The 21,928-nt window shown below is 61.3% G+C and carries 12 protein-coding genes and 5 pseudogenes; 12 read left to right on the top strand and 5 right to left on the bottom strand.

Annotation, left to right across the window (positions count from 1 at the left end):
- Window positions 1-87: 87 nt before the first annotated feature.
- On the bottom strand, window positions 88-579 hold the full coding sequence (locus JN403_RS15030; RefSeq protein WP_205483011.1) for a GNAT family N-acetyltransferase: 492 nt from the start codon (window positions 577-579) through the stop codon (window positions 88-90).
- A gap of 604 nt (window positions 580-1,183) precedes the next feature.
- Between JN403_RS15030 and glgA the strand changes: the two are divergent.
- From glgA to JN403_RS14990, 8 genes and pseudogenes are all read left to right on the top strand, one after another.
- Window positions 1,184-2,769 (top strand): annotated as a pseudogene (glgA, locus tag JN403_RS15025) (glycogen synthase GlgA).
- Between the two features lie 26 nt (window positions 2,770-2,795).
- Window positions 2,796-4,621: pseudogene (gene treZ, locus JN403_RS15020) on the top strand (malto-oligosyltrehalose trehalohydrolase).
- Window positions 4,611-6,682, top strand: a pseudogene (gene malQ, locus JN403_RS15015) (4-alpha-glucanotransferase). Before treZ ends, malQ begins: the two co-directional pseudogenes overlap by 11 nt.
- Window positions 6,679-9,464 (top strand): annotated as a pseudogene (locus JN403_RS15010) (malto-oligosyltrehalose synthase). The pseudogenes malQ and JN403_RS15010 overlap by 4 nt, the downstream one beginning before the upstream one ends.
- 16 nt (window positions 9,465-9,480) lie before the next feature.
- Window positions 9,481-9,954, top strand: a complete 474-nt coding sequence (locus JN403_RS15005; protein WP_205483009.1) for a DUF2934 domain-containing protein — start codon at window positions 9,481-9,483, stop codon at window positions 9,952-9,954.
- A gap of 174 nt (window positions 9,955-10,128) precedes the next feature.
- Complete coding sequence (glgX, locus tag JN403_RS15000; RefSeq protein WP_122534623.1) at window positions 10,129-12,315, top strand: glycogen debranching protein GlgX; 2,187 nt, start codon at window positions 10,129-10,131, stop codon at window positions 12,313-12,315.
- A gap of 663 nt (window positions 12,316-12,978) precedes the next feature.
- Complete coding sequence (locus tag JN403_RS14995) at window positions 12,979-13,308, top strand: hypothetical protein (protein ID WP_074885710.1); 330 nt, start codon at window positions 12,979-12,981, stop codon at window positions 13,306-13,308.
- Between the two features lie 206 nt (window positions 13,309-13,514).
- Window positions 13,515-13,820 (top strand): DUF6482 family protein, encoded by a 306-nt coding sequence (locus tag JN403_RS14990; protein WP_205483008.1) that lies wholly within the window; start codon window positions 13,515-13,517, stop codon window positions 13,818-13,820.
- 693 nt (window positions 13,821-14,513) lie between these two features.
- On the opposite strand, the gene JN403_RS14985 is transcribed toward JN403_RS14990, so the two are convergent.
- The 4 genes from JN403_RS14985 to JN403_RS14970 all read right to left on the bottom strand — a co-directional run bounded on the left by JN403_RS14985 (window position 14,514) and on the right by JN403_RS14970 (window position 18,000).
- Window positions 14,514-15,299, bottom strand: coding sequence for a sulfite exporter TauE/SafE family protein (locus tag JN403_RS14985; protein ID WP_122534620.1), 786 nt, complete (start codon window positions 15,297-15,299; stop codon window positions 14,514-14,516).
- Between the two features lie 146 nt (window positions 15,300-15,445).
- Complete coding sequence (locus JN403_RS14980; RefSeq protein WP_205483007.1) at window positions 15,446-15,949, bottom strand: cupin domain-containing protein; 504 nt, start codon at window positions 15,947-15,949, stop codon at window positions 15,446-15,448.
- Window positions 15,950-16,020: 71 nt separating this feature from the next.
- Window positions 16,021-16,785 (bottom strand): trans-aconitate 2-methyltransferase, encoded by a 765-nt coding sequence (tam, locus tag JN403_RS14975; RefSeq protein ID WP_205483006.1) that lies wholly within the window; start codon window positions 16,783-16,785, stop codon window positions 16,021-16,023.
- A 129-nt stretch (window positions 16,786-16,914) separates the two neighbouring features.
- The gene (locus JN403_RS14970; RefSeq protein ID WP_205483005.1) at window positions 16,915-18,000 is read right to left on the bottom strand and encodes a glycoside hydrolase family 3 protein; all 1,086 of its coding nucleotides are present in this window, start codon (window positions 17,998-18,000) and stop codon (window positions 16,915-16,917) included.
- Window positions 18,001-18,300: 300 nt separating this feature from the next.
- On the opposite strand from JN403_RS14970, the gene JN403_RS14965 reads away from it, so the two are divergent.
- The 4 genes and pseudogenes from JN403_RS14965 (at window position 18,301) to JN403_RS14950 (ending at window position 21,714) form a co-directional block, all read left to right on the top strand.
- Window positions 18,301-18,648 carry a hypothetical protein gene (locus JN403_RS14965; protein ID WP_205483002.1) on the top strand — a complete coding sequence of 116 codons (348 nt, stop codon included), beginning with the start codon at window positions 18,301-18,303 and terminating at the stop codon, window positions 18,646-18,648.
- 216 nt (window positions 18,649-18,864) lie between these two features.
- Complete coding sequence (locus JN403_RS14960) at window positions 18,865-19,428, top strand: type 1 glutamine amidotransferase domain-containing protein (protein WP_172612595.1); 564 nt, start codon at window positions 18,865-18,867, stop codon at window positions 19,426-19,428.
- Between the two features lie 197 nt (window positions 19,429-19,625).
- Entirely contained in the window at window positions 19,626-20,291 is a 666-nt protein-coding gene (locus JN403_RS14955) for a glycosyltransferase (protein WP_205483000.1), read from the top strand.
- Window positions 20,292-20,440: 149 nt separating this feature from the next.
- Window positions 20,441-21,714, top strand: a pseudogene (locus JN403_RS14950) (Nramp family divalent metal transporter).
- The last annotated feature ends 214 nt before the right edge of the window (window positions 21,715-21,928 follow it).

Genomic DNA, 21,928 nt, shown 5'->3' with positions numbered 1-21,928 from the left:
CGAAGGCTTATTGCGTCACACCATAAAATTGAAGGTGTTCAAAACGGCCTCTTCCCGGCTGAAGCCGGTCCCACTGACAGCGCTTCGCTAGAGCGTTTTCTGCCAGAACAACGCGCGGCCCATTTGCGGGTCCAGCTGGTAGTCGGCGAAGCCGAGCTTGCGGTAGGCGCCTTTGGCAGCTTCGTTGCCTTCCAGTACTTCGAGAGTGATTTTGCAGCAGCCGCGCTGACGGGCGATTTCCTCGACCTTTGCCAACATCTTCTGGCTGATGCCCTGGCCGCGCGCCGAGGCGATCACCACGACATCATGAACGTTGACCAATGGCCGGCAAGCGAAGGTCGAGAACCCCTCGAAGCAGTTGACCAGCCCAACCGGCTCGCCAGCGATGAACGCCAGCACGCTGAACGCATGGGGGCGCTTGGCCAGTTCAATCGCCAGTTGCTGACGCGTATCAGCAGACAGGGACTGTCCGCCTCCCATGGCATCTTCGGCGTAGTGATTGAGCAGGAATCCGATGGCTTGGGCGTGTACCGAATTGCTGTAGCTGGCTTGCAGTACCAGAACCTCAGGGGCTTGCATTGACTTCCTCTACCGCTGGTGAAACCTCAACAGGCGCTCGACTCAGTGTGCCGACGTGCCGCGTGGCGGCGATTCTAACGCCCTGGCCGAAAAAATATCCTTATACAGAAGTAGGAAATGTCTCTGATGGGGCAGGAATTTATCCTGCACGCACCGAGAAAAGGCAACTCGGCCAGATTGTTCTTTCCTCGACCCATAAAAGCGCAGGGGCCGGTCGGGAGTAGACCATTGGCCCGTTCATTGTCCAACAATCCGACCGGCGGCACCCCTGAATAAAGGCCCAGACCCCATGCTCCACAACGGCGCATTCAGGGCGTTGCAGATCGATGCAGTGCCTCGGATTCAACGATGCACCCCGGCGCAACCCCGCAGGCCAGAGATGACACCCAAAAATAGTCGAAACTTCTGCGTGGGCGCAGAGGTCATGTGAATAGAGCAACTATGCTGTAGAAAAATCGAAGCAGAGTCCGCTTTCACCTTGTCCCTTAATGTGCAGTCGGTAAATGGGTATCGATCTTGCGTAGGTCTTGTGTGCCTGGCCATAGGGAATGGCCGTTTACAACCAAGTGCTGTACCAACACTGCATATCGAACTGGAGAAAACGATGATTAGTGCCGCTGTCAAAACCCAGAAGGGAGAGAGTTTTAATCAGCCGGCCAGCGAGCTGACCCATCTGCCGGTCTTCGCAACGACGAGCGCACCTGTGCTGCAACTGCCTCCTGTTCAACCAGTGATTTCTTCGGTTACCCGCAAGAAGATCCTGTTCGTGACTTCAGAGATGGCCGATCTGGTGAAAACCGGCGGCCTGGGCGACGTGTCTGCCGCACTGCCGCGCGCCATGCGCCACCTGCACGATGTACGCGTGCTGATTCCCGGCTATCCACAGGTCATCAACAGTGGCAACCCGATCCACATCATCAGTGAGCTGCCCGGCCATGCCGCGCTGCCTCCCTGCAAGATCGGCCGGATGGACATGAAAGACGGTCTGGTCATCTACGTCCTGATCTGTCCCGAGTTGTATGAGCGTGAAGGCACGCCCTACGGTGACAATGACGGGCGCGACTGGTCCGACAACCACATTCGCTTCGCCCGTCTGGGCCTGGCGGCTGCCGACTTCGCAGCCGGCGCGGTCAAGACCCAATGGTGCCCCGAGCTGGTTCACGCCCACGACTGGCCAGCGGGCCTCGCGCCGGCGTACATGAAGTGGCGCGGGCAGACCACGCCGTCGATTTTCACCATTCACAACCTGGCGTATCAGGGCTTTGTGAGCATTGCTTCCAGCCGTGAGCTGGGCATTCCCGACTCGGCACTGAGCCCGGAAGGCATGGAGTTTTACGGCCAGCTGTCGTTCATCAAGGCCGGCATGGCGTACTCCAGCCATATCACGACCGTGAGCGCAACCTACGCCAAAGAAATCACCACCCCTGATTTTGGCTGTGGCCTGGAAGGTTTCCTGCAGAGCAAAGCCGATCGCGGTCAGCTCAGCGGCATCCCCAACGGCATCGACGAGAGCTGGGACGCTGCCACCGACGAGCACTTGATCTGCCGCTTCGCTCCGAACGAGTGGACCCGCAAGGAAATCAACGCTGACTACGTGCGCGAGCTGTTCGAGCTGGAGCCGTCCACCGGCCCGCTGTTCGCTGTGGTCTCCCGTCTGGTTTACCAAAGGGACTGGACCTGACCATCGGAGTTGCCGAGCACATCGTCAACAACGGCGGGCAGATCGCGATCATCGGCCGCGGCGAGCCTGAAGAAGAAGACGCCATGCGCGAACTCGCCGCCCGTTTCCCGGGCCAGGTCAGTGTTCGGGTGGGCTTCAACGAAACCGACGCACGTCGCATGTTCGCCGGCAGTGACTTTCTGCTGATGCCGTCGCGCTACGAGCCCTGCGGCTTGAGCCAGATGTACGCGCAGCGCTTCGGCTCGCTGCCGATTGCACGCCGCACCGGCGGTCTGGCTGACACCATCGAGGACGGCTGCACCGGTTTTCTCTTCGATGAATCCACCGTTGAGAGCTACAGCGAAGCCCTGACCCGTGCGTTCAAGGTCTTCGAGAGCCCATTGCTGCTTAACGCCATGCGTTGCCGCGCCATGGCCGCTCCGTTCGATTGGCACAAAGCGGTAGAACCCTACGCTGATCTGTACCAGGAGCTGCTGAAGAAAAACGCAGGTGCGGCTCTGCACTATTGATTGCACAACTGATTAAGGAATGACGGATGCCTTCGCGCACGGATCAAAACTGGCGCCACGGCGCCATCATGCTGGATTCACAACATACTCGGTTCGCCCTCTGGGCACCGGATGCCAAAAGCGTCATCGTCGAATTCGAAAACGGGCCTGCCCAGGCCCTTCAGTCAGAGCAGGACGGCTGGTTCGTCCTCGACACCGACTGCGGCGCCGGCACGCGTTATCGCTTCAACGTCGCCCTCGATGGACAAAACAACCTCACCGTTCCTGACCCGGCTTCCCGGGCTCAGGACGGCGACGTGCACGGCTACAGCATCGTCGTCGACCAGGCCGCCTATCAATGGAAGAACACCGAGTGGCAGGGACGGCCTTGGCACGAGGCCGTCATTTACGAGCTGCACGTCGGTGCACTGGGTGGCTTTAAAGGCGTTGAACAGCGCCTGCAGCATTTGGTGGACACCGGTATCACCGCCATCGAGTTGATGCCCATTGCGCAATTTCCGGGTGATCGCAACTGGGGCTACGACGGCGTATTGCCCTACGCTGCGCAGTCATCCTATGGCACGCCCGAGCAACTCAAGCACCTGATCGACACCGCTCACGGTCTGGGTCTGGCGGTCGTTCTCGACGTGGTCTACAACCACTTCGGCCCGGACGGCAACTACCTCGGCGCCTACGCCAAGCACTTCTTCCGCAGCGACAAAAAGACTCCGTGGGGCGATGCGATCGATTTCCGTCGCAGCGAAGTGCGCGACTTCTTCATCGGCAACACGATGATGTGGCTCCAGGATTACCGGTTCGACGGCCTGCGCTTCGACGCCGTGCACGCCATCGAAGACCCGACCTTTCTGCAAGACCTGGCTGAACACGTACGTGAGACGATTCCGTCAGAGCGTCACGTCTGGCTGACCCTGGAAAACGAGTTCAACGAAGCCAAGCGCATGGATCAGGGCTACGACGCCCAGTGGGACGATGACGGCCACAACACGCTGCACGTCCTGCTGACCGGCGAGACTGACGCGTACTACACCGACTTCGCCGAAAAACCCACGCAAAAGCTTGCGCGTCTGCTGGGCGAAGGCTTTGTCTATCAAGGCGAATCCACCCGTCATGGCCACGCCCGGGGCGAACCGAGCGGCCACCTGCCGCCAACCTCCTTCGTGTTGTTTCTGCAGAACCATGACCAGATCGGCAACCGGGCCTTCGGCGAGCGTCTGGTGCAACTGTGCCCGCCCCAGGCGTTGCAGGCGGCGACCGCGCTGTTGCTGCTGTCACCGATGATCCCGCTGATGTTCATGGGCGATGAGTGGGGCGCAAGCGAGCCGTTCCTGTTCTTCACTGACTTCCATGACGAGCTGGCAGACGCCGTGCGTGAAGGACGTCGGGGCGAGTTCAAGGATTTCGCCGCGTTCAAGGATCCGGCCAAGCGCCAACAGATCCCTGATCCCAACGCGCTGAAAACCTTCGAGGCCTCGCGCCCGGCGTTCGATGCGTTGCTGCTGGAAACCGACAAGGGTCAGGACCATCGCAACTGGCTTGAGCTCTACAAAACCTTGCTGCACATTCGCAAGACCGAGCTCTTCCCTCGCCTGCACGGCGCCAGTGCATTGGGCGTGAAAGAGCTGGGCGACAAAGCCGTCAGCGCACGCTGGGAACTGGGCGACGGCAGCGAGTTGCGCATCGACCTGAACCTCAGCGCCGAATCGGTCGAGACGGACGATTTTACGGCTTACCGAGTGCTTCATCAGTCCCACGCCAAGTCCGCAGAACTTTCCCCTCCGCCACCCTCAATCCCTACACGGCCATTGTCAGCCTGAAATCGAGTGACGTTGTGGAGGAACAGGATGAGCAATGAGCAACTGGAAACGCTGGCAGCCCAAGCGGGCCTGTCGGTTGACTGGAAGGACGCCAACGCCAAACCGCAACATGTAAGCCCTGAGGTCCTGCGCAAGGTGCTCGGCGGTCTGGGTTACCCCGCCGATACCGAACAAGACGTCGAGGCGAGCCTTAAACGCCTGAACGAAGAAAGCCAGCCGGCCACCCCGCCACCGTTGATGACCGTCGACCATGGCAAGGATCTGGACCTGTCGAGCTGGTTCGCGCCAGCCACCGCGTTCAAGCTGACGCTGGAAGACGGCTCCCTGCTTGAGGCGAAGCTGACCGACAAGGCTGCCCTGCCAGGGCTGGCCGCCGTTGGCTATCACCAGTTGGACGTCGATGGCCAGCAGTTGACCATCGCCGTCGCGCCGAAGACGTGCTTCAGCCTGACCATGGCCGGCAAGCAAGCGATTGCCCGCGACTGGGGCCTGACCACTCAGCTGTACTACCTGCGTCGCGAAGGCGATGGCGGCATCGGCGACACCCAGGGGCTGGAAGCCTTCGTTCGCGACGCTGGCACGCGTGGCGCGTCGGCCGTGGCGATCAGCCCGGTTCACGCGATGTTCTCCAACGACAGCGAGCGCTACAGCCCTTACTCGCCGTCCAGCCGCCTGTTCCTCAATGCGCTGTACGCAGCGCCGGGCACCATTCTCGGTGACCGCGCGGTTGAGCTGGCAATCGAGAAAGCCGGATTGGCCGACGAGTTCAAGCGTCTGGAATCTCTTGAGCTGATCGAATGGCCCGCCGCGGCCAAAGCAAAATATGCCCTGCTGCGTGAGTTGTATGCCGGTTTCATCGGCAGCGATCACCCTTTCCATGAGGACTTCAAAAGCTTCCGCCGTGCAGGCGGTGAAGCCCTGGAAAACCATTGCCGTTTCGAAGCCTTGCGCGATGCTGGCGACGAATTGGGCATCGGTGGCAACTGGCACGAGTGGCCGGAGCAGTACAAGAATCCCAAGAACCCTGCTCTCGACGCCTTCGCCGCCAAGCACGAGAAAGAGATCGGCTTCCACGCTTTCGCCCAGTGGCTGATAGCTCGCGGCCTTGAGCGCGCGCAGACCGCCGCACGATCGAGCGGCATGAGCGTCGGCCTGATCGGTGATCTGGCTGTGGGTGCCGACGGTGCCGGCAGTCAGGCCTGGAGTCGTCAGGACGAGTTGCTCTCCTCCCTGACCGTGGGCGCGCCGCCGGACATTCTCAACCGCTCGGGTCAGAGCTGGGGATCTCGGCGTTCTCGCCGACGGGCCTCAAACGCAACGGTTTTCAAGCGTTCATTGAAATGCTTCGCGCCAACTTTGCCCACGCCGGTGGCCTGCGCATCGACCATGTGATGGGGCTGCAGCGTTTGTGGGTAGTCCCGTTGGGATCCCCTGCGAGTGAAGGCGCTTATCTGAACTACCCGCTGGACGACATGCTGCGCCTGTTGAGCCTGGAGTCTTGGCGTCATGAGGCGATCGTGCTCGGCGAAGACCTCGGCACCGTGCCAGAAGGTCTCCACGAGAAATTGTCCGAGCGCGAGATTCTTGGCATGCGCGTGCTGTTGTTCGAACAGGATGACGCGACGTTCAAGCCCATCACGAAGTGGTCCAGGGACGCACTGGCCACCACCAGCACCCACGACCTGCCCACCCTCACCGGCTGGCTGAGCGAGCTGGATGTGGACTGGAACAAGAAGCTTGGGCTTGTCGATGACGAAGCCGAGCAAAAAATGCGCGACGGCCGCGACAGGGAACGCAAGGGGCTGATTACAGCGCTCAAGCAGAACTACACGCTGCCAGGCGATGCTGCGAAGGACGTCATAGATTACAGCATTGCGTACCTCGGCCACACCCCGGCACCGCTGGTGCTGCTCCCTATCGAGGACGCCCTCGGTATCGAAGAGCAGGCGAACTTCCCCGGCACCATCGACAGCCACCCTAACTGGCGACGTCGGCTCAACGGCAACAGCGGTTCACTACTGGACAACGCCGATGCGGCGCGACGTCTGAAAATTCTGGCAGCGGCACGGCAACAAGCCGCGGAGCGTGATCAAAAATGAGTACCCCTCTTAAATCCCTGCGCGCCACCCAGCGCCTGCAGTTTCACAAAGACTTTACGCTGGACGACGCTACCAGGCTGGTGCCGTACTTCGCCAGCCTCGGCATCAGCCACATCTACGCCTCGCCCCTGCTGAAAGCCCGCGCCGGTTCCATGCACGGTTATGACGTGGTCGACCCACGGGTGATCAACCCCGAACTGGGCGGTGAGCCAGCATTGCTGCGCCTGGTTGCGGCGCTGCGTGAGCACGGCATGGGCCTGATTCTCGACATCGTCTCCAACCACATGGCGGTCGGCGGCAACGACAACCCGTGGTGGCTTGACCTGCTCGAATGGGGTCAACGCAGTCCTTACGCGAAGTTTTTCGACATTCAGTGGAATTCCCCGGACCCGCTGCTGAAGGGCCAACTGTTGCTGCCGTTCCTGAGCACCGACTACGGCACCGTCTTGCAGAACGGCGAAGTGCCCCTGCGCTTCGATGCTGAAAATGGCAGCTTCCATGCCGAGCACTATCAGCATCACTTCCCGATCAACCCGGCCACGTATGCGCCGCTGCTGAAGGCGGCGAAACGTCCCGAACTGGACGAACTGGCCCAGCGTTTCGCGGAGCTCGATCACTACCCTCAGGCCTACGAGCGTGCCCGTCAGGCCAAGGCGGAGTTGGCCGAAGCGGTCAAAGCCAGGCCCGAGCTGGTCAAAGCCGTGGAAGAAGGCCTGGCGGATTTTGATTCCAGCAAACCGGAAGGCTTCGATCGTCTGCACCGTTTGCTTGAGCAGCAGGATTACCGTCTGGCCAGCTGGCGTACGGCGGGCGACGACATCAACTGGCGGCGCTTCTTCGACATTAACGAGCTGGGCGGCCTGAAGGTCGAACGCTCGCAGGTGTTCGAGGCCACCCACGGGAAGATCTTCGAACTCATTGCCAAAGGCCTCGTGGACGGCCTGCGCATTGACCACATCGATGGCCTGGCCGATCCGCGCGGTTACTGCCGCAAGCTGCGTCGTCGCGTCGACAGCCTGATGAAGCTGCGCCCGGCGGGCACTGAGGTGGATCGCCTGCCGATCTTCGTCGAGAAGATCCTCGGCCCTGATGAGCAGCTGCGTACGGACTGGAACGTCGACGGCACCACCGGTTATGAATTCATGAACCAGGTGTCGTTGCTGCAGCACGACCCGAAAGGCGAAGCCGTGCTGGGAGAGCTGTGGAGCCGCATCAGCGGGCGCACGGCCGACTTCAATAAGGAAGTGTTGGAAGCCCGCGATCTGGTCCTGCACGGCACCCTGGCGGGGATTTCGAGAACCTGGCCCAGGCGCTGTTGCAGGTGTCCCGCAGTGACGTGATGACCCGCGACCTGACCCTCGGTGCCATTCGCCGTGCGTTGCTGGCGCTGGTCAGCAACTTCCCGGTTTACCGCACCTACCTGACCGCCTGCGGCCGTTCTGCCGAAGACGAGCGTTTCTTTCAGCAGGCCATGGACGGTGCACGCGAAATGCTCAGCGAAGGCGACTGGCCGGTGCTGGACTCGCTCAAGCTGTGGCTGGGTGGCGAGAAGCTCCGCGACTATCCGACGGGCCCGCTGCGCGAAATGCGCCGCAAGGCTGGCAACCGTTTCCAGCAGCTGACCTCCCCGGTGGCGGCGAAGTCGGTGGAAGACACCTCGTTCTATCGCTCTGCCGTGCTGCTCTCACGCAACGACGTGGGCTTCCATCCGCAACATTTCAGTGCGCCGGTGGAGGCGTTTCATCAGGTCTCCATCGAGCGGCACAAGAGCTTCCCGAACAACCTGCTGACCACCGCGACCCACGACCACAAGCGCGGCGAAGACACACGCACCCGCCTGGCTGTGCTCAGCGAGCTAGCGCCGTGGTATGCCGAGCAAGTCGAGCGCTGGCAGCAGCTGTCGGCGCCGCTCAAGGCGGGTGACACCCACATCAGCCCCGGTGACGAGTTGATGCTGTATCAGGCGATCATTGGCAGCTGGCCGCTGGACCTCGAAGGCGAGCCGGCCTTCGAAGCCTACGCCAAGCGCCTGACTCAGTGGCAGGAAAAGGCCCTGCGCGAAGCCAAACTGCACAGCAGCTGGAGCGCGCCCAACGAAGCCTACGAGACCGCGTGCCGCGAGTTTCTTCAGCACGTGCTGCTGAACGCTGACGGTCTGGCACTGCGTCAATCCATTGGTGCCACGGCCAATCGCATCGCAGCGGCCGGCGCGCTCAACAGTCTGGCGCAAACTTTGCTGCGTATGACCGCGCCCGGCGTACCTGATCTGTATCAGGGCACCGAATTCTGGGACTTCAGCCTGGTGGATCCGGACAACCGTCGTCCGGTAGATTACCCCGCTCGCGAACGTGCGTTGCAGGCGTCCGTGCCGGTCGCCGAGCTGTTGAACCAGTGGCACGACGGCCGGATCAAGCAGGCGTTGATTGCCCAGGTGCTTAGCCTGCGCAATGAGTACCCCGCGCTGTTCAGTGAAGGCGAATATCTACCCCTTGAAGTGGTGGGTGAAAAAGCCGACCACGTCATCGCTTTTGCCCGGGTGACGAAAGAGATGCGGGCTATTGTTGTGGTTCCGCGCTTGCCGGCTGAACTATTGGGTACTGCGCAAACTCCATTCATCAATGCAGCAAATTGGGGCGATACACGAATCAACCTGTCGTTCGCTGATTCACATCCAAATTGGAAGGGACTTTTTTCACAGGCTACAGTCACATCCAGCAAGGAAATGTTGCTCAGCGCAGCGCTCAAGGAAATTTCTGTAAACCTGCTTATACAAACCTTGTGATACCGGGAGTGTCGAGATGAGTGCCGACGATAAAAGAATCAGCGAGCTTGCCCACCAGATTTGGGAAACGGAAGGCAAGCCACATGGGCAAGATGCCCGCCACTGGGAAATGGCTCGCAAGCTGGCCGCCGCCGAGGCGAAGTCGCCTAAAAAACCGGCTGCTGCAAAGACGGCGAAGTCCAAGCTTGACGGCAAAGCGGAGCCCAAGGCTGCCGCCGCCAAACCTGCCCCTAAGGCTGCTGCAAAACCCGCTGCGAAGTCTGCTGCAAAGCCTGCAGCCAAATCTGCAGCTGCATCAACAGCAAAATCAGCAGAGAGCTCCGCTGATCAGGCTGCAGCCAAGCCCGCAGCAAAAGCTGACGCCAAGCCTGCAGCCAAGGCGCCTGCGAAGCCCAAGGCGGCTGCAAGCGGCGCCGATGCTGCCAAACCGGCCAAGCCTGCGGCCAAGTCTTCTGCCAAGAAGCCTGCCGCGACCAAGCCTGCATCTTGATGACACACCGTAACGCGTCACTGCTGCGCAGCTAACACCCCTACCGCAGGGTCCGACTCACAACCGTCGTCACCCTGCGGTAACTTTCAAACCTGTTGCATCGATGGCGCAGTCCTGTACTGAGGCCACGGCTTTGTTCGCCTTCAGGAACTCATTCGCACGTCAGGAATACACATGAGCACGCAAGATAAGAAATCCGCTACACAGAATGAATCCGGCAACGCTGGCAGCCCCGAAGTCACGGCCTCGCGCATTCGGGAAGGCCTGCCCTTCCCGCTCGGCGCCAGTTGGGACGGCCTCGGCGTCAACTTCGCCATCTTCTCCGCCAACGCCACCAAGGTCGAACTGTGCCTGTTCGACTCCGCCGGCGAAGTCGAGCTTGAGCGTATAGAGCTCCCGGAATACACTGACGAGATCTACCACGGTTACCTGCCCGACGCCCACCCGGGTCAGGTGTATGGCTACCGGGTTTACGGTCCGTACGATCCGAAGAACGGCCACCGCTTCAACCACAACAAACTGCTGATCGACCCGTATGCAAAGCAACTGGTCGGCGAGTTGAAGTGGTCTGAGGCGCTGTTCGGTTACACCATCGGTCACCCGGACGACGACCTGAGCTTCGACGAGCGTGACAGCGCGCCCTTCGTGCCGAAGTGCAAAGTCATCGACCCTGCCTACACCTGGGGCCGTGAACAGCGCGTGGACGTACCGTGGGACAAGACGATTTTCTACGAGACCCACACCCGCGGTTTCACCATGCGTCACCCGTCCGTGCCCGATGAAGTCAAAGGCACGTTCGCCGGCCTGATGGTCGATGACGTGATCAAGCACATCAAAGGTCTGGGCGTGACCTCGATCGAATTGCTGCCGATCCACGCCTTCGTCAACGACCAGCATCTGCTGGAAAAAGGCATGACCAACTACTGGGGCTACAACACCCTGGCGTTCTTTGCACCGGACCCGCGCTACCTGGCCCACGGCAAGATTTCCGAGTTCAAGGAAATGGTTGCGCACATGCACCATGCCAACCTGGAAGTGATCCTGGACGTGGTCTACAACCACACCGCCGAAGGCAACGAGCGCGGCCCGACCCTGTCAATGCGGGGTATCGACAACGCCTCGTATTACCGCCTGATGCCGGATGACAAGCGTTACTACATCAACGATTCCGGTACCGGCAACACCCTCGACCTGAGTCACCCGTGCGTCCTGCAGATGGTCACCGACTCGCTGCGTTACTGGGCGACCGAAATGCATGTCGACGGCTTCCGCTTCGACCTGGCCACCATCCTCGGCCGTTACCACGACGGTTTCAGCGAGCGCCACAGCTTCCTCGTGGCCTGCCGCCAGGACCCGGTGCTGCGTTCGGTGAAACTGATCGCCGAGCCATGGGACTGCGGTCCAGGCGGTTACCAGGTCGGCAACTTCGCGCCGGGTTGGGCGGAGTGGAACGACAAGTTCCGCGACAACATCCGTGCGTTCTGGAAAGGCGACGAAGGCCAACTCGCCGACTTCGCCAACCGCATGACCGCGTCGGGCAACCTGTTCAACCAGCGTGGCCGTCGGCCGTACGCGTCGGTGAACTTCATCACTGCTCACGACGGCTTCACGCTGCACGACCTGGTGTCGTACAACGACAAGCACAACGAGGATAACGACGAGAACAACCAGGACGGCAGCAACGACAACCGTTCATGGAACTGTGGCGTCGAAGGCCCGACGGATGATCCGGAAATCAACGCGCTGCGTCTGCGTCAGATGCGTAACTTCTTCTCGACGCTGCTGCTGGCCCAGGGCACGCCGATGGTGGTCGCCGGTGACGAGTTCGCTCGCACTCAGCACGGCAACAACAACGCCTATTGCCAGGACAGCGAGATCGGCTGGGTCAACTGGGACCTGGACGAAGACGGCAAGGCCCTTCTGGCCTTCGTCAAGCGCCTGATCAAGCTGCGTCAGTCGTACCCGATCCTGCGTCGTAGCCGCTTCCTGGTAGGCGATTACAACGAGGCACTGGGCGTAAAAGACGTGACCTGGCTGTCACCAAGCGGCGAAGAGATGAGCATCGAGCAGTGGGAAGATCCAAATGGTCGCTGCCTGGGCATGCTGATGGATGGCCGCGCGCAGGAAACCGGTATCCGTCGTCGCGGCTCTGAGGCCACGCTGTTGCTGCTGGTCAACTCCCACCACGACGGCGTCAACTTCACGCTGCCGGAAGTGCCGGAAGGCCTCAACTGGACCAGCCTGATTGACACCAATCAGCCAGAGATCGATGGCACGGATCAGTTCGAGTTCGGCAGCGAGTACACGGTGACGCCGCGTTCGCTGTTGCTGTTTGAACTGCAAAAGGCTCCACAGGCGTAACGCGTTTCGCCTGAACTCCAAGCGACACCCGCTTGCCCGCGATGGGGTCAGTCAGCCAGATGTAAGGGCTGACTGATCCGGTCGCGGGCAAGTGTCGTTTCAAGCCCCCCTTTACCCCTCTGCGTTCCGTCCCTGTGCTGTGCCCCCGGATTCATTGACTTTGTAGTCACGAATCGACCTTCGTGTTCTGAAACTACAAATTATGTAGCGCCCTAAAATAATCACTACAAAACCGTTGACGAGGCCTTTTGCCGACTGCATAGTGCAGGCGTCTCCCCGATCGGGAGAGCTGGCAAAAGTATTCCGGGCCCGTTCGACACAGCCGTCGAACAACCTCTGGATGTGTGCTGCCCACAAGGCAGATTGATGAAGCGGAACCTGCAAGATCGACCCACCAGGCCGAGTGCTGGCGAAACGTCCTCATGACACTTGTGGTCGACCACTCAGTCGCACGTGTCCTCAGGCGTCCGCCCTTACTCTCCCGGATTCGACCTTCCTTCTCTGCGCTCATCAATACCCATACCCTCGCGGCCCGGCACCGGCTCTGTGTACCGACGGACCTTGCCTGTCAGCGACTGAAAGGACTGCGAATCGACGGACGATTCGCCATTGCGTTTGAACTCACTCGATAGATTAACCAGTGGTCAAAAAGGGGTAACAACCATGAACCTGAACAACCAACCTACCATTGATCAATTGGCTCGACTGTTCGCCGCACGCAAGGATTCCCTTGATAGCCACATCCTCTGGGTGTGCGAGGAAGGTAACGTGCACATGGACGGCCTCGGTGCCTGCACCGAAGAAGAACAGTTCGAGAGTCAGCACCCGCACATGCGTGCCCGGCTGAAGATGTACCGCAAGGGCCACGGCTACGTGGGCAAGAAGGCCGCAGCGGACAAGCAGTTCCTCGGTCAGGTGCTGGAAACCCTGAGCAGTGAGTGGGGCGCCGTTCAGCAAGCGCCCGGCCTGCGCGTCATCGACAAGCTCTGCTGACTGAAGCGCCGTTGCCTGCCTGTTTTCGATGGGCAGGCAACGGCGGTTCTCGCGGCGCTGCTCCCGCTGAAAGCCCCTCGTCCGCCTCCCCCGTTTTGTCTTGAACTTGGCACCGCCGCGCTCTTCCAATGCATGCAGGCCGCATCAACGGTTTCGCATCAATCCATGGAACAGACAACGCCCGTGTGCGTAATTAAGGTGCCGTAATGGATCTGGACAAGCTCAGCAAACACGTCAAAGCCGGCGAGATCACCGAGATCAATCTCATGTCGATCGAAGGTGGCTCGTACGCCATACATGCGCTCATGGATGGCAAATCCAATGCCATTACCAGCCCGGACGGCAAAGTCCTGCACGTAGCCTCGGTCGACGAAGCGCGTAAATGCCTGTCGTCCACCCAGGAAGTCAAACTGTTCATCGTCCACCCGGTGGTCTACGACGAAATGGTCGGGCAGCCGCACACCACTCCCGAAGCGCCCCGCCAGCCCATTCCGTTTCGCTCGGGTAACTGATCTAAGTGCGCGCGATGCGTGCCGGTGCTTGCTAGGCGCACGCGGTGCAGTAGGACCGGCTTCAGCCGGGAAGAGACCTGCATGAGCACCCTCGATTCTGCGGTGTGACGCATGACCCCTTCCCGGCTAAAGCCGGTCCCACAGGTTCGCGTCGCTGCAGCTCTCACTGGTTGCATGCAGGACATTAGTGAGACCGGCTTCAGCCGGGAAGAGGCCAGTGCGAGCATCCTCGATTTTGCGGCGTGACGACTGATGCCTTCCCGGCTAAAGCCGGTCCTACAAGTCAGCGCCAACGCCAATCCCACTGACTGCATACAGGACATTAGTGGGACCGGCTTCAGCCGGGAAGTGGCCAGTGCGAGCATCCTCGATTTTTGCGGGGTGACGACTGACGCCTTCCCTGCTAAAGCCGGTCCTACAAGTCAGCGTTAACGCCAATCCCACTGACTGCATGCAGGACATAGTGGGACCGGCTTCAGCCGGGAATCGCCCGGTGTGAGCATCCTCGATTTTGCGGGGTGACGACTGACGCCTTCTCGACTAACGCTGATCCAGCTGCCACGGCATCCACTCCTGTGGGAGTGAGCTTGCTCACGAAGACGGCATTCCGACCGCTGAAGATCCCGCGGATGTTCCCAACCCAGCAGGCCGACGCCCATGACCGCTATGTCGACAGGCGCCTCTAAAGAGCTTTTAAAATGCCAATTTGTACCCGATCGCCAACAGCATCAGCGCCAGGCACGGGCGCAGGATGGCGTCGGGGATGCGGCCGGTCAGGTGGCTGCCGATATAGATCCCCGGCAGCGAGCCCATCAGCAGGTAGCCGAGCATCGACCAGTCCATGTTGCCCATGCTGGCGTGGCCGATGCCGGCGACGAGGGTGAGCGGCACGGCATGGGCGATTTCGGTGCCGACCAGGCGCCGGGTTTCGAGGAAGGGATAAAGCAGGAACAGCGCCACGGTGCCGAGCGCGCCGGCGCCGATAGACGTCAGCGCGACCATGGTCCCGAGGATGACGCCGGTTAGCACCGTGAGCCCGTTCAGGCTTCGGCTGCTGAGGCGGTAACGATCACCGGCGTGGCGCTGGGCAAATGCCAGCAGGCGTTTCTTGAAAAAGATCGCCAGGGCCGTCAGCAGCAGCACCACGCCCAGCGCCTGTTTGATCACCAGGTTCATCGCGTCCGGTGCGGTGTGCAGGGTGTTCAGGTACCACAGCGTCAGCCCGGCAGCCGGCACGCTGCCCAGGGTCAGCCAGCCGGTAATGCCCCAGTCGATGTTGTCGTTCTTTTTGTGAACCAGCACGCCGCCACTTTTCGTGATGGCGGCGTACAGCAGGTCGGTGCCGACCGCGGTGGCGGGGTTGATCCCGAACCACAGAAGAATAGGGGTCATCAGCGATCCGCCGCCCACCCCGGTCATGCCAACGATGAAACCGACCACCAGCCCTGCGACGACGAAACCTGCGTTGCCAAAATCCATTGCTCTGCCTGACTGCACATTCAAAAGCCGGCGGGCAGGATAGCGATTTTTGCTCTAAGGACTGCGGTTTTTCTTATATCGAGCCTAGATCGAGACGTTCTATGGTTATAACCAAACGAGCGAACGGCGCACACATGACTCTTGCATCAAGGCTCGCCCTCCCAGTAATCCAGTGTCGCATCGGGGCGCTGCACGGCCGCAAACGCACGTGCTCCGTTGAGGGTGACCATCGCCTGATACTTGCCGGAATCCGGGTATTCGCACACCTCAGGCGTCTCGCAGGTGCTGATGGATAAATACTTCAGCGGCGCGTCAGAAGTGTTGATGATCTGATGGGGGTACTCCGGACCGGGCGGAATGAAGATCACATCGCCGCTACGGATCGGCAGCATTTGCCCCGCAACCCGCAGTGTGCCTTCGCCGTCGAGGATGACGAACATCTCTTCCTGCGCGTAATGAAAATGATAGGGGCAAGAACGCTTGCCCGGCGCGACGATGTCCACCGACGCGCCCAGCTTCTGCGCGGCGGTGTCGGTGCCCAGGCGTGCGGCGTGGCTCTCGTACAGCGGGTCGCGTCGCTCGTGCTGCAGCGGCACATCATTGAAATTGCGAATCAGGCGCGCGGCCAGTTCGGCGGGGTCATTGCTCATGCTCACTCCATCAGAAAACGGCGGTATCGATCACGGCTCGCACAACAGGGGCTTCGCGCAAGCCGCACGCTTCAACGTGTCGCAACGATGAACAAGCGCGGGAACGGCAGCAGCACCGTGCCGTCGTCCAGCGCCGGGTAGGCCTGGCTGATCGCCCGCAGATACGTTTCAAGAAACGCTTGTTGCGCCGCCTCGTCGAGCTTTTGCAAATAGGGCCGCAGCGCAGATCCCTTGAACCACTCGACCACCGCCCCGTGCCCACCGGCAAGCGGGTGATGATAGGTCGTGCGCCAGACATCGACCTCAGTGCAATGGGGTCGCAGCAGCTCGAAATAATAGGCCGCTGGGTGTCGGTCCGGGTGTGTGACGTCGCCGATCCTGCTCGCCCACTCGCTGCTCGCGGCGATTTCCCGTGCCAGACGATGGGCTGGCTCCTCCAGGTTGTCCGGCGTCTGCACCGCGAGCACGCCACCGGAATTCAGCCGGCTGACCAGCCGCGGATACAGCGTCGCGTGGTCGGGCACCCATTGCAGCGAGGCGTTGGCAAGGATCACGTCGTAGGTCTGCGCCGGGGTCCAGGCGCCGATGTCGGCCAGCTCGAATGCCACGTTTGGCAGCCGCTGACGGGCGTCACGCAGCATGTCGTCGGAGCTGTCCAGCCCGGTCACCGTGGCCTCCGGGAAGCGCTCGGCCAGCACTTCGGTTGAGTTGCCGGGACCGCAGCCGAGGTCGACGGCGGTTTGCGCGGACGCCAGAGGAATGGCGGCGACGAGGTCGCGGACCGGTCGGGTGCGTTGCTGCTCGAACAGGGAGTACTGCGTGGCGGACCAGCTCATCGGGCCTTCCTTTTGGGTGTACAGAGTGGGGTGTACAGAAGGGCGAGAGTAGAACGCGCGGGCCGGGAGTACAAATGGGGTGAGCGGCAAGCTGCAAGCTGCAAGGGGTCGGCAGCAAGCAGCGGGGGCTCAAATCATGACTCGGCGGGTCAGATGCCCACCCGAGACCGGGTAGGACACGTACAGGCCTGCCTCCACCTGGGCCCGGGATGCATGGGCGTGGGCGCGGACTGTGTGCGCCGCTGCCAGCAGGCGTTGCGCATCAAGTGCTCGCTGAGCCACGGCATCGACGATGGCTTGGGCGAGGTCGTCCAGGCCCGCTTCGGCTGACACCAGCAACAGATGCGCGCCGGCATTCAGGGCCGCGATGGCGGTGTCGGCGATGCTGTTGCCGCGCAGGATGGACACGGCGTCGAGGTCGTCGGACACGATGAGCCCATCAAAACCCAAGGTCTCTCGCAGCATGCCGATCACCGCCGCCGAGGTGCTGGCTGACTGCTGCGGATCCAGCGCCGGGAACACCGCAGGCCCGGGCATGATCGCCCCGACGCCGGCTGCAATGACCTGCCTGAACACGTCCAGTCCGTCGCTGAGCGCGGCGGCGTCATCGGGCACGAATGCCCGCGCTGTCGCCGGGTCGTGCTCGACCCGGTGATGACCGGGAAAGTGCTTGGCCGTGGCGATCACGCCGGCACGCTGCACACCGCGGATGAATGCGCAGGCAATGCGCGCCACTTCGACGGGATCGGGACCCAGATTGCGCTGATGCAGCCAGGGATTGACCCCGGTGACCACGTCGACAATGGGCGCCAGAGCGAGATTGACGCCCATGACCCGCGCCGAGCTGGCCATTTCGTAACAGCGCGCCTCGATGTCTTCGCTGCTCATCCGCGTCAGTTCGGTCGAGCTCGGCATGCCAGGGACCAGACCGTGCAGGCGCTGGATACCGCCGAGCTCCTGGTCCACAGCGATCAGCACAGGCGCGGCCGCAAAGAGCGCCGCTTCCCTGGCAATGGCGGAAAAATGCCCATGGGTCTCTGCGCGGCGGCGCTCGAAACTCATGCTCCGGGCCAGGTATTCGTCGCGGGTCTCGCCCAGCAATACCGACACCCCGCCGGCTTGCAGATGGCGACGCAGGGGTTCATCCAGCGCCAGCCCGGAAATCGCCGGCATGAGGACTGAGCGCGCAGCCCTGTGCAGTTCATCGTGTGGCATGTGCTCTCCGTCGATCAGGCGATGACGAGCCAGAAGCCGCAACAATACGACTGCTCGTTTATGCTCACTCTATTCATTAACCGAGCAATGTCAATCGAACCGAGCAACATACGGCGCAGTGGCGGACAGGGAAAAACGCTGGAAAAATCCCTCGCAGGCTCGACGCGCGCTGCGGCCAACAGGTGTGGACGCGAGAGAAAAATTTTGATCACCCGTGCTTTTCATTTGCACGGTTGCTGGTCAACATAGGCGCCCATCGACCCGGTCGAACTGTTCCGTTTTCTTATTCAGGATGAATTGATGCGCCGTTTATTTCCGTACTCATTACTGGGCTGCGCCATGGCCGTGGTACTGACGGGTTGCAACTCCACACCGAACAACCCCTCGTTCAATTTCGACACCGCCAAGACGCCGTCCGACTACGCCAATTGCATCTACCCCAAGTGGCAACAACTCAAGCCCGGCACGACGATGACCGAAAGCAAGGGCCACTACAAACTGCTGGTCTCCGGGAAGATCGCGTCCGATGAGATTCTCGAGGTCTACAAAGGCAACCCCAATACCCGGGTTTTCCTGTATCAACGCGCCCCGCTGTCGTCAGCTTTCGGCCGCAATGCGCTGGAAAAAGCCGTTCGCGAATGCCTGTGACGACGGTGTAAATCACGCTGCGCCGTTTCGTCGCACGACATTGTTCCCAGACCCCGAAATCCGGGTGCGCGGCCTGGGTTCCGGGACACCGTCCTCAAACCCGGCCACGCAATCGGGCTGAACTTTGCTTTTCCAGCTTCCTCTGAAAGTGACACCGCCTGCTCGCGGCAGGTGCAGTTTCAACTTCAGCACTTCAATTCAGAGGAAAGCGAAAGCATGAGCAATCAATTGAACGGCAAGAAGGTTTTGATCATCACGTCCAATACCGGCATCGAGCGCGACGAACTGCTCAAGCCGCTGGAAGCATTGAAGGGTCAGGGGGCTGCGGTCACCCACGCCTCCATCGAAGGCGGCACTGCGCAACTGTTCCTGAACGACACCGACAAAGACGCCGTCGTGACGTCCGACACCAAGCTGGCCGGCTTGTCTGCCAATGACTTCGATGCACTGGTCATCCCCGGCGGCACGGTCAACGCCGACACCCTGCGCCAGGACAGCGATGCCCAGAAGCTGGTCAAGGCGTTCGCCGATGCCGGCAAAACCGTCGCCTCGATCTGCCATGGTCCATGGCTGCTGATTGATGCCGGCGTCATCGAAGGCAAGACCCTGACTTCATACCCGAGCGTGCGCACTGACCTGGTCAATGCCGGCGCGGCCAATTGGGTCGACGCCGAGGTCAAGGAATGCCCGGCCAACGGCTGGACCTTGATCACCTCCCGTACGCCGGACGATCTGCCGGCGTTCAACGAGGCCATTGCCAAGGCGCTGCTGGCGGGCTGAAGCCTGATTCGCACGCGACAACGTAACGCCACCGACGCCGCTGACCAGCGGCGTCGGTGCGCTAGGGGTATTGCTCAGACCCTGAAGAGCGAAACGCTAGTCTTCGCGAACGAAAATAGTTGAAACCAATTTTCCCTCGCTTCGGTCGACATCGAAGGACGCCGCGATCAGCGCAGGTGCCGAGACGAGACACTTCGATGATTGGAATTATTGTCCCCGCACACAACGAAGAAGATTTCCTGGACGACTGCATCAAATCCCTGATCGCCGCATCTGTCCACGAAGACCTCCACGGCGAGCCCGTAGAAATTCTGATCATGCTCGATGACTGCTCCGATAAATCGGCCCGGGTCGCGGCGGCCCACGGCGTCAGGACCCACGTCTGCGCCTACCGCAACGTCGGCATGACCCGCGCTGAGGGCGCACGGCTGATGCTCGAGCGCCGCGCACGCTGGCTGGCATTTACTGACGCCGACAGCGTCGTGCCCTACGCCTGGCTGGCGCACCAGGTCAGCCTGAAGGTGGACGCGGTGTGCGGCATTGTCGAAGTCGATGACTGGTCCGGGCATCCCGAGCATGTGCGTCAACGTTACGATTCGCTGTACCGCCCGGTCGATGACCACCGGCACATCCACGGCGCCAACCTGGGGGTGAGTGCCGATGCCTATCGGCGCGCCGGCGGGTTCAAGGCATTGGCCGCCCATGAGGACGTGCATCTGGTCGCCGACCTCCAGCGCATCGGGGCGTCCATCGCGTGGATTTCCGGGAACAGCGTCACCACCAGCGCTCGAAAGGACTACCGCTGCAAGGAAGGCTTTGGGGATTATCTAAACTCCCTGGCAGCAACGTCGTTGTCGCGCTGAGGCTTATCGGGTTTCCGCGGTACCGTTCATTGGCGCCAGGCGAACTGCCTCCCCCACCCCTTTTGACTCTTTGCCCTTAACGCCGGAATGCCTTGATGCCGCCCATCGATCACCCTGCCAGCCCTGGCGACGACACACTCGGCGGGGGCATGCCCAGCGCCAGTGTCGCCATGCCCAAGACCGGCAACTGGTTCAAGCGGCTGCTCGCGTTCACCGGCCCCGGCTACATGGTCGCCGTGGGTTACATGGACCCGGGCAACTGGGCCACCGACATCGCCGGCGGTTCGAAATTTGGCTACCTGCTGCTGTCCGTGATCCTGTTGTCGAACCTGATGGCCATCGTGCTCCAGGCACTCTCGGCTCGGCTGGGCATCGTTACCGGCTGGGATCTGGCGCGGGCCTGCCGCGAGCGCTGCAGCCGGCCGGTGTGCATCGCGCTGTGGATGGCCTGCGAGATCGCCATCATCGCCTGCGACCTGGCCGAGGTGATCGGCACCGCCATTGCGCTGAACCTGCTGTTCGGCATTCCGCTGATCTGGGGCGCGGTGATCTCGGCCGTCGATGTGTTCCTAATCTTTCTGCTCATGGGCCGCGGGTTTCGGGCGCTGGAGGCGTTTGTCATCGCGCTGCTGCTGGTCATCTTTGGCTGCTTCGCGATTCAGATGGTGCTGGCGCAGCCTGATCTGGCGGAGCTGTTTGCCGGCTTCATTCCCAAGGCCGAGGTGGTCACCAACCCCGAGGCGCTGTACCTGGCGATCGGCATCATCGGTGCAACGGTGATGCCGCACAACTTGTACCTGCATTCGTCCATCGTGCAGACCCGCGCCTACCCGCGCACGGATGAAGGCCGGCGCATCGGCCTGCGCTGGGCGGTGACCGACAGCACCATCGCGCTGACCCTGGCGCTGTTCGTCAACGCGGCGATTCTGATCACCGCGGCCACGGTGTTTCACAAGGCCGGCAAGACCGATGTAGTGGAAATCGAGCAGGCCTACCATTTGCTTTCGCCGATGCTGGGGGTGGGCGTGGCGTCGATGCTGTTCGGTGTGGCATTGCTGGCGTCGGGGATCAATTCCACGGTCACGGCAACCCTGGCCGGGCAGATCGTCATGGAAGGTTTTCTGCGTCTGCGCCTGCCGGGCTGGATCCGCCGCCTTTTGACCCGGGGTCTGGCGATCATCCCGGTGATTGTGGTGACCAGCATTTATGGCGCTCAGGGCACCGCGAAATTGCTGGTGCTGAGCCAGGTCATCCTGTCGATGCAACTGCCCTTCGCCATTGTGCCGTTGGTGCGCTTCGTGTCGGACCGCAAGCTGATGGGGATTTCGTGACCGGCCCAATCTTGACGACCCTGGCCTGGGGCATCGCGGTGCTGATCATCGTGCTGAACGTGGTGTTGCTGCTGGGGGCGTTTGGGGATTGAGCTTGTCCCACAGAAAACCGCATTGGATTTGTGGAGCCGGCTTTAGCCGGGAAGATGTCGGTTTGAGCACCATCAATTCTGCGGCGTGGCACCTGCCGCTTTCCCGGCTGAAGCCGGTCCTACAACGGATATGCGGTGCATTTGTAGAACTGGGTTTAGCCGGGAAGACGTCGGTGTGGGCACCCTCATTTTTGCGGTATGGCACCTTGCGCGT

The sequence above is a fragment of the Pseudomonas sp. 15A4 genome (assembly GCF_016925575.1).
Classification (GTDB): Bacteria; Pseudomonadota; Gammaproteobacteria; order Pseudomonadales; family Pseudomonadaceae; genus Aquipseudomonas.
Note: the sequence above shows the minus strand (reverse complement) of the source record. Positions and strands in the feature narration are given on the sequence as shown.

Coding starts and splice junctions, on each gene's coding strand:
- JN403_RS14980 (WP_205483007.1), bottom strand. CDS start 15,949: ATGAGCAATGACCCCGCCGAACTGGCCGCGCGCCTGATTCGCAATTTC.
- JN403_RS14965 (WP_205483002.1), top strand. CDS start 18,301: ATGCGCCGTTTATTTCCGTACTCATTACTGGGCTGCGCCATGGCCGTG.
- glgX (WP_122534623.1), top strand. CDS start 10,129: ATGAGCACGCAAGATAAGAAATCCGCTACACAGAATGAATCCGGCAAC.
- JN403_RS14990 (WP_205483008.1), top strand. CDS start 13,515: ATGGATCTGGACAAGCTCAGCAAACACGTCAAAGCCGGCGAGATCACC.
- JN403_RS14955 (WP_205483000.1), top strand. CDS start 19,626: ATGATTGGAATTATTGTCCCCGCACACAACGAAGAAGATTTCCTGGAC.
- JN403_RS15005 (WP_205483009.1), top strand. CDS start 9,481: ATGAGTGCCGACGATAAAAGAATCAGCGAGCTTGCCCACCAGATTTGG.
- JN403_RS14970 (WP_205483005.1), bottom strand. CDS start 18,000: ATGCCACACGATGAACTGCACAGGGCTGCGCGCTCAGTCCTCATGCCG.
- tam (WP_205483006.1), bottom strand. CDS start 16,785: ATGAGCTGGTCCGCCACGCAGTACTCCCTGTTCGAGCAGCAACGCACC.
- JN403_RS15030 (WP_205483011.1), bottom strand. CDS start 579: ATGCAAGCCCCTGAGGTTCTGGTACTGCAAGCCAGCTACAGCAATTCG.
- JN403_RS14985 (WP_122534620.1), bottom strand. CDS start 15,299: ATGGATTTTGGCAACGCAGGTTTCGTCGTCGCAGGGCTGGTGGTCGGT.
- JN403_RS14960 (WP_172612595.1), top strand. CDS start 18,865: ATGAGCAATCAATTGAACGGCAAGAAGGTTTTGATCATCACGTCCAAT.
- JN403_RS14995 (WP_074885710.1), top strand. CDS start 12,979: ATGAACCTGAACAACCAACCTACCATTGATCAATTGGCTCGACTGTTC.